This is a genomic window from Streptomyces sp. NPDC052299 (assembly GCF_040679335.1).
Classification (GTDB): Bacteria; Actinomycetota; Actinomycetes; order Streptomycetales; family Streptomycetaceae; genus Streptomyces.
The window spans coordinates 86,169-99,645 of record NZ_JBFAUP010000022.1 but is presented as its reverse complement, the minus strand read 5'-3'; the positions used below and the strand labels follow the sequence as shown (position 1 = coordinate 99,645).

The window sequence follows — 13,477 nt, the reverse complement described above, 5'->3', positions numbered from 1 at the left end:
CGACCGGCCGGCCGCCCTGGGCCCGCTCACAGCAGCGCGAACTGCCCGTCCGGCCCCTCCTCCTGATGGTCCAGGACCGAAGCGGGCCGCCGCGCCGCCGGCCCGACCGGCAGCACCCCCGCCTCCCGCAGCTCCTCATCGCCGCTCCCCGGGCCCGCCGCCAGCGCCTCGGCCAGCTCCTCCTGACGCGGCCGCAGCTCGGCCAGCAGGGCAAGGAGCGTGACCAGGTCCAGCAGCTCCGAGGTCCACTCCTGCGGCCAGGCGCGCGGCCGGACCGCTTCGAGCCCCGTCGCGTCCGCCCCCGGCGCCCCGCACGCCGCCGCCCGGCGCTCGAACCACAGCTCGAGCACGCGCACACCGCTCACCCGGAACTCCCACGCCCCGGCCGGCACCGGCGCGACGCGGCCGGTGCCCAGCACGAGCGCCCGCTCCTCGGCCTCGTACGACAGGTGTGCCGGGACCGGCGGGACGGCCGCCCGCACATAGGGGCGCCGGCCGCCCGGCAGCCGGGGGCGCTCCGCCCCGCGCGCCCCGCGCATGTGGAGCCGCAGCAGCTCGCGGCCCAGCCCGGTCCCCTCGGCCCAGCGCGTGGCGTCCGCCGGGAGCGGGACCACGCAGCCGGCCGGGGAGGGGCGCGCCGCCGCCACGATCCAGGCCAGCACGGACTCGGCGGTGACCGCCTCCCCGTACCGGGCGCGCAGGGCGGGGAGCAGGCCCGGGGCGAGGTTGGGTTCGAGACCGCCGGGGCGGCGGTACAGCGGGCGGACCCGGCCGGGGCGGCCGGCGGGGGAGTGGCCGTCGGGCAGCAGCGTCGTCACCGACACGACGGGGCCCGGATCATGGGGCACCCGGCCGTGCTCGACCAGGAAGAGCTGATGGTCGTCGGCGACCCGCCACAGCTCGGGCCGGGCCACGTCGAGCAGCCGGTGGTCGGGCAGCAGCCACTGCTCGTCGTACGGCCCGTGCAGCACCCGCACCGGCTCCGGGCAGGGGCCCGTCTCGCGGGCGAAGCGGCCGGTGGCGCCGGACCGGCCGGGCAGCGCGGCCACGGCGCTGTGCTGCGTCCGGGCACGGCTCGGGGCGAACAGCCGCTCGCGCTCCTCGCCCGACGCCCGCACGAGGCGGTCCCAGCGGGCCCGCAGGGACGCCGCGTCCGGGGCCGTCACCCAGGCGCGCCCGGTGCGCAGCGGCCGGACCGACCAGGGCATGAGGTCGTCCAGGAGGGGGCCGCGCGGGCCGTCGCCGGACCCGGCCGCTGCCGGTGCTGCCACCGTGTCGTCCTCCCCGCCTGCCGCGCCCGCCGCCTTCCCCGGCATCGTAACGGCGGCGGCGGGGGCGGCGTCAGGGCGCCTTCCCGTGCGGGCTCAGTGCGCCTCCACCGTCACCGAGAACGAGAACCGGTCGCCCCGGTAATGGATCCGGGCCACGTCGACCACCCGGCCGCCCTCGTCGTAGGTGATGCCCGTGTAGTACAGGATCGGGCTCAGCAGCGGGACGCCCAGCAGTTCGGCGGTGGCCGGGTCGGCGAGCCGGGCCTCGACCGTGTCGGTGATCCGGGAGATCGGGACGCCGACCCGGTCGCGCAGCACCTTGGTCATCGGCCACCGGTCGAGGTCCGCCGGGTCCAGGTCCGCCGCGGCTTCCGGGTGCACCCAGTTCTGCGCCCAGTTCGTCGGCTCGCCGGTCGTCCCGTCGCACCGCAGCCGGCGGTAGCCGACGACCTCCGCGCAGCCCGGGAAGTGTTCGGCCACGTCGCCCGGGACCGGGACCGGGCCGTGGCCGAGCAGCGTGGAGCGCTCGCCCGACTGCTGGGCCACGATCGCGTCGATCGAGCCGAGCAGCCGGACCGGGGAGCCCCGGCGGGCGTGCGGCTCGATGAACGTGCCGCGCCGCCGGTGCCGGCTGATCAGGCCCTCCGCCTCCAGCTCCTTGAGCGCCTGGCGCATGGTCAGCACGCTGACCCCGTAGTGCGCCGCGAGCTGCTCCTCGGTGGGCAGCCGCAGCGTGGCGTCCGGGGCGCGGCCCAGTATGGACGCCCGCAGCGACTGCGAGACCTGGTACCAGAGCGGCAGCTTGCGGTTCAGGACCAGCGAGTCGGGCGCGAAGGCGGTGCCCCGGGGGGCGGGACTGTTCGCAGCGGGCTGCGGCACCTGGTCCTCCTGCATGCGTCGTCGCCGGGCCCGGGAGGGCGCGTCACGGCCTGAAGTTGCGGCTCAGACCCTGCCATACGTCGTCGTAGCCCTGCTGAAGGTGGTCCGCGGTCGCGGCCTGCGCGGTCGCGGTGACCGGCCAGCGGGTCTCGAACATGAAGGCGAGGCCGTCGTCGATCTTCTGCGGCTTCAGCTCGGCCGCGCTCGCCTTCTCGAAGGTCTCCCGGTCCGGGCCGTGCGCGGACATCATGTTGTGCAGCGAGCCGCCGCCGGGCACGAAGCCGCCCTTTCCGGCCGTCTTCGCGTCGTACGCGCCCTCGATCAGGCCCATGTACTCGCTCATCACGTTGCGGTGGAAGTACGGCGGACGGAAGGTGTCCTCGCCTACCAGCCAGCGGGGCGCGAAGACCACGAAGTCGACCCCGGCCAGGCCCGGCGTGTCCGAGGGCGAGGTCAGCACCGTGAAGATCGACGGGTCCGGGTGGTCGTAGCTGATCGAGCCGATGACGTTGAACCGGTGCAGGTCGTAGACGTACGGGGTGTGGTTGCCGTGCCAGGCGACGACGTCGAGCGGGGAGTGGTCGTAGGTCGCCGTCCAGAGGTTGCCGCAGTACTTGTTGATCACCTCGACCGGGCGTTCCACGTCCTCGTACGCGGCGACCGGGGCCAGGAAGTCCCGCGCGTTGGCGAGGCCGTTGGCGCCGATCGGGCCCAGGTCCGGGAGGGTGAACGGGCGGCCGTAGTTCTCGCAGACGTAACCCCGGGCGGTCTCGTCCAGCAGCTCGACCCGGAAGCGGACGCCGCGCGGGATCAGGGCGACATGGCCGGGCTCGGCGCGGAGCAGGCCCAGTTCGGTGCGCAGGAGCAGCCCGCCCTGCTGGGGGACGATCAGCAGCTCGCCGTCGCTGTCGCTGAACACCCGGTCCGTCATCGCCGCGTTGGCGCTGTACAGGTGCACGGCCATGCCGGTGCGCCGGGCCGCGTCGCCGTTGCCGCCGAGCGTCCACAGGCCCGCCACGAAGTCCGTGCCGGGCGCGGGCTCGGGGAGCGGGTCCCAGCGCAGCCGGTTCGGGTCGGGCACGGTCTCGGTGAACGGGGCGGTGCGCAGCGCGCCGTTGTCCGTGCGGACGAACGGGGGGTGGGCCGCCGAGGGGCGGATGCGGTACAGCCAGCTGCGGTGGTTGTGGGCGCGGGGCTCGGTGAACGCGGACCCGCTCAGCTGCTCCGCGTACAGCCCGAGCGGGGCGCGCTGCGGCGAGTTGCGCCCGTGCGGGAGCGCTCCCGGCACCGCCTCCGAGCTGTGCTGATTCCCGAAACCGGTGGAGTACGCAAGCCCCTCCGCCGTCTTCCTCGCCTGCTCGATGCCGCCCATGTGCGCTCCCGTCCGAAGGAATCCTATGCACAACCGTAGGAATGGAAGCGTGGCGCGTCAACGGCATTCGTCGTGCAGAAGGGGTTCAAAAAGCTGAACAATGCTCTACTCTCCCGCACATGTCGTGGACACGAAGACTTTTGGCGGTTCTGGCGGTGCTCGCCGCCGCACTGCTCGCGGCCCCCGCCGCCCAGGCGCACGAGGAACGGCCGGTCACCCTGCCCGACGGCACCGGCAGCGTCCCCGTGTACCGCACCGGCGAGCCCGATCTCCTGGTCTGCAAGACGGACCGGGCCGACTTCGAACGCCGGATCTCCGGCTTCCCCGAAGCCCTGAAGGAGCGCAACCTCACGCTCTTCGAGCGGTGCCGCACCTCCGGCTACCGCCACCTCCAGCAGGCGGTCGACGCGGTCGACGGGCCCGGGAAGACCATCGCGATCCTTCCCGGCCTGTACGAGGAGGAGCCCTCGCTGCCCGCGCCGAAGGGCGAGTGCGCCCGCCTCGAGGCGCCCGACTCCAAGCTGGGCTACCAGATCCTCAGCTACGAGCAGCAGGCGCGGTGCCCGCACAACCAGAACCTGGTGGCGATCCTCGGCAAGAAGGACCTCCAGATCGAGGGCACCGGGGCGGCCCGCACGGACGTCGTCATCGACGCCAAGTACCGCAAGCTCAACGCGATCCGCTCGGACAAGTCCGACGGGATCTACTTCAAGAACTTCACCGCCCAGCGCACCACCTTCAACTCGCTCTACGTCCTCGCCCAGGACGGCTTCGTCATCGACGACGTGCTGACCCGCTGGAACGACGAGTACGGCTTCCTGACCTTCGCCAGCGACCACGGCCTGTACAAGAACTGCGAGTCCTACGGCAACGGCGACTCCGGCATCTACCCGGGCAGCGCCTCCGACATCAACGACGGCTACGGCTACGACGTACCGCGCTACTCGATCGAGATCACCGGCTGCCGCAGCCACCACAGCATGGTCGGCTACTCCGGCACCGCGGGCGACTCCGTCTACGTCCACGACAACGAGTTCGACCACAACATGGGCGGCGCCTCGATGGACAGCGCCTTCCCCGGCCACCCCGGACTCCCGCAGAACCACGCCCGCTTCGAGCGCAACCTGATCCACGACAACAACGCCGACTACTACCGCTACGTCGCCGACGGCACCTGCGCCAAGCCCCCCGCCGAGCGGGGATACGAGGACGGCGTCGTCTGCCCGCAGATCTCCATGCCCCCGGGCACCGGCATCATCACCGCGGGCGGCAACTGGAACCGCTACGAGGACAACTGGATCTACGGCCAGAACCGCGCGGCCTTCTTCCTGAGCGCCGTCCCCGCCTTCATCCGCGGCGAGAACGCCCTCGGCAAGCAGACCGACACCTCGCACCACAACCGCTACGCCGGCAACCACCTCGGCACCGACAAGAACGGCAGGTCCCGCCCCAACGGCACCGACGTCTGGTGGGACGGCCAGGGCGACGGCAACTGCTGGCAGTCCGACACCGGCGCCTCGACCCCGCGCTCCCTGCCCAGTTGCGGCGAGAAGCGGGGCGACGTCTCCGGCTCCACCGACCGGCTCCTGGGCGAGCCCGTCAAACTCGCCCAGCTGCTGGTCTGCGCCGACTACGACGTCCGCGCCCGGCGGCTGCCGGCCGGCTGCGACTGGTACGGGGCGCGCGGCATCGAACGCATCGAGGTGCAGGCCGCCCTGGGCATCGCCGTGGTCCTCGTGCTCGTCGGCGGGGTGCTCTGGTGGCGGCGGCTCCGGACCAGCCGCCTCGCCACGGTCGCGTCCGCCCTCGGCGTCATCGGCCTCGGCCTCGACGTGGCCGGCTCCACCATGGGCCTCGCCGCCACCCACCTCCCCGCCGTCGCGCTGCTGCTGACCGGGCTCTGGTGGACCGGCATCGGCCTGGCGCTGCGTCCGGCGCGCCCGGTGTTCGGCTGGGTGACCGTGGTCCTGGGCGCGCTGACGCTGCTCGACGCGCTGGACAAGGGCGTGTTCATGATCCCGTGGATTCCGCTCAGCCCGGCCTGGGTACGGGGGCTGCTCGGCCTGGTCTGGGTCGTCTGGGCCGTCGTGGCCGCCGCACGGCACGGGCGCGCCGAGGACGCGGACGGGGACGGGGGCACGACGGGCGCCGAGGCGCCGGACCACTCTCCGGAGCCCCCGGCCGCCGCCTCTTCGACACGCACCCCCGCCCCGGACCCGGAAGGCGACCCCTCATGACCCGCGCCCGCCCCGCGGCCCGCCCCGCCCTCGCCCTGCTCACCGCGGCCGTCCTCGTCCTCGGCGCGGGCGCCTGCGGGGGCAGGGCGACCACCCACCACAAGCCCGGCACCAGCCACGCCGAGGACACCGGCAGCAACGGCCGCCTCCTGAAGGCCGACGACGGCGACGGCCACCGGCTCCGCCAGGTCGGCGCCGACGGCGCCCCCGAGGTGGACCTCGCCGTCCGGCCCGACTCGGAGGACGGCTGGAACGTCCACCTCACCGTCCGCAACTTCCGCTTCACCCCGGACAGCGTGGGCGGCGGCGCGCTCGCCGGACGCGGCCACGCCCGGCTCTTCCTGGACGGCCACCCCCTCGCCCGGGTCTACGGCGCCTGGTTCCACCTGCCCGCGTCCCTCCTCCGGGCGGCCGGGGGCGGCACCCACCTCACCGCGGGCCTGTACGCCGACGACCACACCGCCTGGGCCGTCGGCTCCACCCCGGTCCGGGCCGCCGCCACGCTCGGCGACGCCGTCTCCGCGAGCCCCGCCTCCCCGGCCCCCGACGACGACACCACCACCGTCGACATCGCGATCGAGGGAGGCGAGGTCACCCCCGCGCCCGGCCGGACCGAGGTCCACAAGGGCCGCACCGTGCGCCTGCGGGTCCGCAGCGACCGCGACGACGTCCTGCACGTCCACGGCTACGACAAGGAGGCGAGGCTCCCCGCCGGGCGGACCGCCACGGTCACCTTCACCGCCGACCGGACCGGGCTCTTCGAGGTCGAGACCCACGAGTCGGACCTCCTGCTGACCCAGCTCGTCGTCCGGTGACGGGCGCCCCCGCCCCCGGTGCCCTGCGCGTCCTCGCCCACGGCATCGGGGCCCAGCACGACCTGCCCCTCTCGCCGTTCTACGCGTTCGCCGGGGCCTTCGCCGCGCTCTTCGTCTCGTTCCTCGCGCTCGGCCTGCTCTGGTCGGACTCGCGGTTCAAGGGGGAGGGGGCGGGCCGCCCGCTCCCGGGCGTCGTCCAGCGCGTGGCCGACGCCCGCGCCACCCGGCTCACCGCCCGCGCGCTCGGCCTGGCCGCCGCGCTCGCCGTCGTGCTGTGGCTGCTCCTCGGCCCGGCGGACCCGGACCGCAATCCCGCGCCCGGCGCGGTCTACGTCCTCCTGTGGGTCGGGCTCGTCCCCGCCTCGCTGCTCCTCGGCCCCGTCTGGCGCGCGCTCAACCCCCTGCGCACCCTGCACCTCCTCGCCTGCCGGGCGCTGGGCCGCGACCCGGACACCGGCCGGCCCCTCCCCGTACGCCTCGGGATGTGGCCCGCCGCGGCCGGGCTCCTCGCCTTCACCTGGCTGGAACTCGTCGCCCCCGACCCCGCATCGCCCACCGCCCTGCTGGTCTTCCTCAGCGCATACGCGACCGCCCACCTCGCGGGCGCGGCGGTGTACGGCGCCCACTGGTTCGACCACGCCGACGCCTTCGAGGCCTACTCCGGCCTCCTCGGCCGGCTCTCCCCGTTCGGCCGACGCCCCGCCGACGCCCGCCTCGTCGTCCGCTCCCCGTTCAACGGGCTCGACGCCACGCCCCGGCTTCCCGGACTGGTCGCCACCGTCTGCGTGATGCTCGGCTCCACCGCGTACGACGGCTTCTCCGACGCGCCGCGCTGGATCACCACCGTGCAGACCTCGGAGCTCGGCCGCACCACCACCGCCACCCTGGGGCTGCTCGGCACCGTCGCCCTCGTCGCCACCCTGTACGGGCTCTGCGCCGGGGCCACCCGGCTCGTCTGCGGCACACTGCCCCACCCGCTTACGGCGTTCGCCCACTCACTGGTGCCGATCGCGCTGGGCTACCTCGTCGCCCACTACTTCACGCTCTTCGCCACGGAGGGGCCGCACACCGTGCGGCTGGCCTTCGGCGCCGACCGGCCCGCCGTGCCCGAACCGCCCCTGGGGCCGGGCGGCGTGGCCACCCTCCAGGTCGTCGCGATCGTCACCGGCCACGTCCTCGGGGTCGTCGCCGCGCACGACAGGTCCGTACGGCTCATGCCGCCCCGGCGCGCCGTCATCGGCCAACTCCCGCTGCTCGTCCTGATGATCGCGTACACCGTGGGCGGGCTCGCCCTGCTCATCGCCTGAGCCCGGGCTCCCGCCGCCCCCGCAGGAGGCCCACGGCATCATGGAAGGCGTGCCCGACACGAACAACCTCCGCCGCGCCCCGGTGCAGCAGCGCAGCGCCGAACGCCTCGCCCGCATCCTCGACGCCTGCGCCGGACTCCTGGACGAGATCGGCTACGAGCAGTTGTCCACCCGGGCCGTGGCCCAGCGGGCCGGGGTGCCCATCGGCTCCGTCTACCGCTTCTTCTCCAACAAGCGCGCCCTGGCCGACGCGCTGGCCCGCCGCAACCTGGACAGCTACGCCGAGCGCATCACCGCCCGGCTGGCCGCCGTCGAAACGGCCGACTGGCGCGGCGCGATCGACGCCGTGCTGGACGAGTACCTGGCGATGAAGCGCACCGTCCCCGGCTTCGCCTTGGTCGACTTCGGCGCCCCCGCACCCGACGAGGACCCGGCCGACGACGCCAACCAGCGCGTCGCGTCCCGGCTCGCCGGACTCCTCGCCGGCCAACTCGGCCGGGAGGCCGACGCGGACCTGCTGCGCGCGATCCTGGTCTGCGTGGAGGCGGCCGACGCCCTGCTCAAACTCGCCTTCCGCACCGACCCGTCCGGCGACGACGCCCTCGTCGCCGAGACCCGCGAACTCATCCACGCCTACCTCGCCCGGAGGCTCGACTGAGCTTCCCCCGGCTGTGAATGAGGCCGTGGCCTACCCAAATTCGCGCGAGTCATTCCCTCACCGGGCGCGGTGGGCTAATTTCGGGCCACTGCTGCCGCTCCCCACCGCTCCATCACGAACCCTCCCGGGCGGAACCACATGACTCGCGCCATCACCCTGAACAACGTCAGCAAGGCATACGGACGGTCCCCGCGCGCCGTCGACCGTCTCTCGCTCTCCATCGACCCGGGCGAATTCGTCGTCCTGCTCGGCCCCTCCGGCTGCGGCAAGTCGACCGTGCTCCGCATGATCGCCGGCCTGGAGGACACCAGCGAGGGCGAGATCCTGCTCGACGGCGAACCGGCCAATCACCTCACCCCGCGCGAGCGCGGGATGGCCATGGTCTTCCAGAACTTCGCGCTGTACCCGACCATGACCAACCGGGCCAACATCGGCTTCCCGCTGAAGCTGGAGAATCCGCGCGCCGACCACACCGAGCGCATCGAGAACACGGCCAGGATGCTCGGCATCGAGCGCATCCTGGACCGGCTCCCCGGCCAGCTCTCCGGCGGCGAGCGCCAGCGGGTCGCCATGGGGCGGGCCATCTCGCGCCAGCCCTCCGCCTTCCTCATGGACGAGCCGCTGTCCAACCTCGACGCGAAGCTCCGCAACCACCTGCGCGCCGAGATAGCCCAGCTCACCAAGGAACTCGGCGTCACCACCGTCTACGTGACCCACGACCAGGCCGAGGCCATGTCGCTCGGCCACCGGGTCGCCGTCATGCGCGGTGGCGTCCTCCAGCAGGTCAGCCCGCCGCGCGAGGTGTACGCCCTGCCGGAGAACGTCTTCGTCGCCGCCTTCATCGGGACGCCCCGGATCAACCTCCTCCAGGCCGTGGTGCACGCCCCCCTGGAGGGCCGGATGTCCATCGACCTGGGCCGCCAGCGCCTCCCGCTGCCCGAGCCGCTCAGCCCCGACCACCAGCTCCTGCGCATCCAGCAGGGCCGCCCGATCATCGTCGGCCTGCGCTCGGAGGCGGTCCGGATCGCCCCGCCCAGCCACGCCCGCCCCGGCGAGGTCGCGCTCAGCGGCATCGTGGAGCACGTCGAGTACCAGGGCCACGAAGCGCTGGTCCACCTCAACACCGGCTCCCGGCCCGCCGTGGTCCCCGAGCTGGAATCGGCCCGCACCGACCGGGGCCCCGTGCGCAGGCGCCAGGGCGGTGCCGGGGTGCTGGAGCGGATCAAGGAGCGCGCCAGCTCCTACGTCGGCGGGTCCGTCGCCGTCCTGGACGCGCCGGAGACCGACGACCTGCCGCCGGGCATGCACAGCCCGGACCGCCCCGCCGTCACCGCCAGCGACCTCGTCGTGCGGACCGGGCCCGACATGATGCTGCGCAGCGGCGGCCAGGTGCCCCTGCTGGTCGACCTCGCGCACCTGTACGTCTTCGACCACCAGGGCCGCCGCATCTGCCCGCTGCCGAAGGACGTGCCCGGCCTGGACATGTAGACGGGGAAGCCCGGCACGTGACGGGGGTCTCTGGCGCCGCAAAACTAACAGCGCTAGTTTGGGCTCCGGACGATCCCGTCCGTCACCGCGCCCGGGAGGAACAGCGATGAAGGCCCACGACGGCATGTACATCGGCGGCGCCTGGCGGCCCGCCGCGGGAACGGACACGATCGCGGTCGTGAACCCGGCGGACGAGCAGGTCATCGGCCATGTCCCGGCCGGTACCGCCGAGGACGTCGACGCCGCGGTGCGCGCCGCTCGCGCCGCCTTCCCCGGCTGGGCCGCCACCCCGCCCGCCGAGCGCGCCGCCCGCATCGCCGCGCTCCGCGACGTGCTGGGCGTCCGCGCGGAGGAGATCGCCGAAACGGTCACCGCCGAGCTGGGCGCCCCGCCCGCGCTCGCCGTGTCCGTACACGCGGGCCTCCCGGTCCTGGTCGCCGGGACCTACGCCGAGCTCGCCGCCACGTACGCCTTCGAGGAGCGGCACGGCAGCTCGACGGTCTACCTGGAGCCCGTCGGCGTCGTCGGCGCGATCACGCCCTGGAACTACCCGCTGCACCAGATCGTCGCCAAGGTGGCCCCCGCGCTGGCCGCCGGCTGCACGGTCGTCCTCAAGCCCGCCGAGGACACCCCGCTCACCGCACAGCTCTTCGCCGAGGCGGTCGCCGAGGCCGGGCTGCCCGCGGGCGTGTTCAACCTGGTCACCGGCCTCGGCCCGGTCGCCGGACAGGCCCTCGCCGCGCACGAGGACGTCGACCTGGTCTCCTTCACCGGGTCCACCGCGGTCGGCCGGCAGATCGGGGCCACGGCCGGCGGCGCGATCAAGCGCGTCGCGCTGGAACTGGGCGGCAAGTCCGCCAACGTGATCCTGCCCGGCGCGGACCTCGCCAAGGCGGTCAACGTGGGCGTGGCCAACGTGATGTCCAACTCCGGGCAGACGTGCAGCGCCTGGACCCGGATGCTGGTCGACGCGGAGCGGTACGAGGAGGCCGTGGCGCTCGCGGCGGCGGCCGTCGCCAAGTACGTGCCCGGGGACCGGGTCGGACCGCTCGTCAACGCCAAGCAGCAGGCCCGGGTGCGCGGTTACATCGAGAAGGGCGTCGAGGAGGGCGCCCGCCTCGTCGCCGGCGGCCCCGAGGCCCCGCTGCCCACCGGCTACTACGTCAGCCCCACGGTGTTCGCCGACGTCACCCCGGAGATGACGATCGCCCAGGAGGAGATCTTCGGCCCCGTCGTCTCGATCCTGAAGTACGAGGACGAGGACGACGCGCTCCGCATCGCCAACGGCACGGTCTACGGGCTCGCGGGCGCGGTCTGGGCCGCGGACGACGAGACGGCCGTGGCCTTCGCCCGCCGGATGGACACCGGCCAGGTCGACATCAACGGCGGCCGCTTCAACCCGCTCGCGCCCTTCGGCGGCTACAAGCAGTCCGGCGTCGGCCGTGAACTCGGCGCGCACGGCCTGGCCGAATACCTCCAGACCAAGTCCCTCCAGTTCTGAGCACCCCGTCCCGAAGCCCGTACGCCCACCGATCGCGCCCGTCGATCAGCAAGGAGCCAGTTCGTGGTCCGCGCCGCCGTACTGCCCGCCGTCGGAGCTCCGCTGGAGATCACCGACATCGTCCTGCCGGAGCCCGGCCCCGGCCGGGTGCGCGTCCGCCTCGCCGCGGCCGGGGTCTGCCACTCCGACCTCTCGCTGTCCAACGGCACCATGCGGGTGCCCGTTCCCGCCGTCCTCGGCCACGAGGGCGCGGGCACCGTCCTCGCGGTCGGCGAGGGCGTCACCCATGTCGCCCCGGGCGACGGCGTCGTCCTCAACTGGGCGCCCTCCTGCGGCAGCTGCCACCACTGCGGCATCGGCGAGGTGTGGCTCTGCGCGGGCGCCCTGGCCGGCGCGGCGAACCTCCACGCCCGCACCGCCGACGGCACCGACCTGCGCCCCGGGCTGAACGTGGCCGCCTTCGCCGAGGAGACCGTCGTCGCCGGGAACTGCGTGCTGCCCGCCCCTGACGGCATCCCGCTCACCGACGCGGCGCTCCTGGGGTGCGCGGTGCTCACCGGCTACGGCGCGGTCCACCACAGCGCCCGGGTCCGCGCGGGCGAGTCCGTCGTGGTGTTCGGCATCGGCGGCGTCGGGCTCGCCGTGCTCCAGTCCGCCCGGATCGCGGGCGCCTCGCAGGTCATCGCGGTCGACGTGTCCCCGGAGAAGGAGGAGCTGGCCCGCCGGGCGGGCGCCACGGACTTCGTCGTCGCCGGGGAGACCACGCCCCGGGACGTCCGGAAGCTCACCGGGGGCCAGGGCGCGGACGTGGCAGTGGAGTGCGTGGGGCGGGCGGCCACCATCCGTGCCGCCTGGGAGTCCACCCGCAGGGGCGGACGCACCACGGTCGTCGGCATCGGCGGCAAGGACCAGCAGGTCACCTTCAACGCCCTGGAGATCTTCCACTGGGGCCGCACCCTGACCGGCTGCGTCTACGGCAACAGCGACCCGGCCCGCGACCTGCCGGTGCTGGCGGACCACATCCGGGCGGGCCGCTTCGACCTCTCCATGATGGTCACCGAACGCATCGGCCTGGACGGCATCCCGGCGGCCTTCGACAACATGGTCGCGGGCAAGGGCGGCCGGGCCCTCGTGGTGTTCTAGGTCCTGTCGGGGGCCGGCACAGCGAGAGCACGCACCTGACGCCGCCCGGCCCGCCCTCCGGGCGGACGACGGGAATGTGACGACAGGACCTAGGGCGTGGCCCGGGCGGGCTTCAGCTGCGCGTACTGCAGCTCCAGCCCGTCCACCAGCGCCCGCAGCCCCGTTTCAAAGGCCCCCTCGTCCACCTGCTGGCGCCGCTCGGCCAGCAGGTGAGCCTGGCCCAGGTGCGGATAGTCGGCGGGGTCGTACGCCGTCTCGTCGTCCACGAACCCCCGGGCGAAGGAGCCGAGCGCCGAGCCCGTGATGAAGTAACGCATCAGCGCGCCGATGTACGTGGCCTGGGCGGGCGGCCACCCCGCGCGCACCATGGCCCCGAACACGGCGTCCGCGACCCGCAGACCGGCCGGGCGGCGCCCGGGCCCCTGCGCGAGCACCGGCACGATGTGCGGATGCGCGGCGAGCGCCGCCCGGTAGGAGACCGCCCAGTCGTGCAGCGCGGCGCGCCAGTCCCGGGGGTCGGACTCCTCGAACATCGACAGGTCGACCTGCGCCGAGACGGCGTCGGCGACCGCGTCCAGGATCTCGTCCTTGTTGCGGAAGTGGTTGTACAGCGAGGGCCCGCTGACCCCCAGCTCGGCCGCCAGGCGGCGGGTCGACACCGCGTCCAGCCCTTCGGCGTCCACGAGGGCGCTCGCCGTCTCGACGATGCGTTCTCTGCTCAGGAGGGGCTTGCGCGGGCGGGCCATGCGGCACATAGTAGGCCCTGCGCAATGAAAACTAGCAGTGCTAATTAAACCGGAGGGTGC

At 74.0% G+C, this 13,477-nt stretch carries 11 protein-coding genes; 7 read left to right on the top strand and 4 right to left on the bottom strand.

Going from position 1 to position 13,477, the window contains the following annotated elements:
- Nucleotides 1-26 precede the first annotated feature (26 nt).
- The 3 genes from AB0L33_RS29920 to hmgA all read right to left on the bottom strand — a co-directional run bounded on the left by AB0L33_RS29920 (nucleotide 27) and on the right by hmgA (nucleotide 3,522).
- Nucleotides 27-1,271, bottom strand: coding sequence for a type ISP restriction/modification enzyme (locus tag AB0L33_RS29920; protein ID WP_365686426.1), 1,245 nt, complete (start codon nucleotides 1,269-1,271; stop codon nucleotides 27-29).
- 93 nt (nucleotides 1,272-1,364) lie between these two features.
- Entirely contained in the window at nucleotides 1,365-2,165 is an 801-nt protein-coding gene (locus AB0L33_RS29915) for a GntR family transcriptional regulator (protein ID WP_365686424.1), read from the bottom strand.
- A 28-nt stretch (nucleotides 2,166-2,193) separates the two neighbouring features.
- On the bottom strand, nucleotides 2,194-3,522 hold the full coding sequence (gene hmgA, locus AB0L33_RS29910) for a homogentisate 1,2-dioxygenase (RefSeq protein ID WP_365686423.1): 1,329 nt from the start codon (nucleotides 3,520-3,522) through the stop codon (nucleotides 2,194-2,196).
- A gap of 119 nt (nucleotides 3,523-3,641) precedes the next feature.
- Between hmgA and AB0L33_RS29905 the strand changes: the two genes are divergently transcribed.
- The 7 genes from AB0L33_RS29905 to AB0L33_RS29875 all read left to right on the top strand — a co-directional run bounded on the left by AB0L33_RS29905 (nucleotide 3,642) and on the right by AB0L33_RS29875 (nucleotide 12,671).
- Complete coding sequence (locus AB0L33_RS29905; RefSeq protein WP_365686421.1) at nucleotides 3,642-5,759, top strand: right-handed parallel beta-helix repeat-containing protein; 2,118 nt, start codon at nucleotides 3,642-3,644, stop codon at nucleotides 5,757-5,759.
- A complete protein-coding gene (locus AB0L33_RS29900) occupies nucleotides 5,756-6,574 on the top strand; it encodes a hypothetical protein (RefSeq protein ID WP_365686419.1) in 819 nt (272 codons plus the stop codon). Before AB0L33_RS29905 ends, AB0L33_RS29900 begins: the two co-directional genes overlap by 4 nt.
- Complete coding sequence (locus tag AB0L33_RS29895; RefSeq protein WP_365686418.1) at nucleotides 6,571-7,881, top strand: hypothetical protein; 1,311 nt, start codon at nucleotides 6,571-6,573, stop codon at nucleotides 7,879-7,881. Before AB0L33_RS29900 ends, AB0L33_RS29895 begins: the two co-directional genes overlap by 4 nt.
- A 40-nt stretch (nucleotides 7,882-7,921) precedes the next feature.
- Nucleotides 7,922-8,539, top strand: a complete 618-nt coding sequence (locus tag AB0L33_RS29890) for a TetR/AcrR family transcriptional regulator (RefSeq protein ID WP_365686416.1) — start codon at nucleotides 7,922-7,924, stop codon at nucleotides 8,537-8,539.
- Nucleotides 8,540-8,677: 138 nt separating this feature from the next.
- Entirely contained in the window at nucleotides 8,678-10,027 is a 1,350-nt protein-coding gene (locus tag AB0L33_RS29885) for an ABC transporter ATP-binding protein (RefSeq protein WP_365686414.1), read from the top strand.
- 106 nt (nucleotides 10,028-10,133) lie between these two features.
- Nucleotides 10,134-11,528 (top strand): aldehyde dehydrogenase family protein, encoded by a 1,395-nt coding sequence (locus AB0L33_RS29880; RefSeq protein WP_365686412.1) that lies wholly within the window; start codon nucleotides 10,134-10,136, stop codon nucleotides 11,526-11,528.
- Nucleotides 11,529-11,591: 63 nt separating this feature from the next.
- Nucleotides 11,592-12,671 carry a Zn-dependent alcohol dehydrogenase gene (locus AB0L33_RS29875; RefSeq protein WP_365686411.1) on the top strand — a complete coding sequence of 360 codons (1,080 nt, stop codon included), beginning with the start codon at nucleotides 11,592-11,594 and terminating at the stop codon, nucleotides 12,669-12,671.
- Nucleotides 12,672-12,760: 89 nt separating this feature from the next.
- Here AB0L33_RS29875 and AB0L33_RS29870 read toward each other — a convergent pair whose 3' ends face one another.
- Nucleotides 12,761-13,417 (bottom strand): TetR/AcrR family transcriptional regulator C-terminal domain-containing protein, encoded by a 657-nt coding sequence (locus AB0L33_RS29870; RefSeq protein ID WP_365686409.1) that lies wholly within the window; start codon nucleotides 13,415-13,417, stop codon nucleotides 12,761-12,763.
- Nucleotides 13,418-13,477 lie beyond the last annotated feature (60 nt).

What these genes read in the sequence shown, in the direction of transcription:
- AB0L33_RS29885 (WP_365686414.1), top strand. Translation starts at nt 8,678, where the DNA reads ATGACTCGCGCCATCACCCTGAACAACGTCAGCAAGGCATACGGACGG.
- AB0L33_RS29870 (WP_365686409.1), bottom strand. Translation starts at nt 13,417, where the DNA reads ATGGCCCGCCCGCGCAAGCCCCTCCTGAGCAGAGAACGCATCGTCGAG.
- AB0L33_RS29880 (WP_365686412.1), top strand. Translation starts at nt 10,134, where the DNA reads ATGAAGGCCCACGACGGCATGTACATCGGCGGCGCCTGGCGGCCCGCC.
- AB0L33_RS29915 (WP_365686424.1), bottom strand. Translation starts at nt 2,165, where the DNA reads ATGCAGGAGGACCAGGTGCCGCAGCCCGCTGCGAACAGTCCCGCCCCC.
- hmgA (WP_365686423.1), bottom strand. Translation starts at nt 3,522, where the DNA reads ATGGGCGGCATCGAGCAGGCGAGGAAGACGGCGGAGGGGCTTGCGTAC.
- AB0L33_RS29890 (WP_365686416.1), top strand. Translation starts at nt 7,922, where the DNA reads ATGGAAGGCGTGCCCGACACGAACAACCTCCGCCGCGCCCCGGTGCAG.
- AB0L33_RS29900 (WP_365686419.1), top strand. Translation starts at nt 5,756, where the DNA reads ATGACCCGCGCCCGCCCCGCGGCCCGCCCCGCCCTCGCCCTGCTCACC.
- AB0L33_RS29905 (WP_365686421.1), top strand. Translation starts at nt 3,642, where the DNA reads ATGTCGTGGACACGAAGACTTTTGGCGGTTCTGGCGGTGCTCGCCGCC.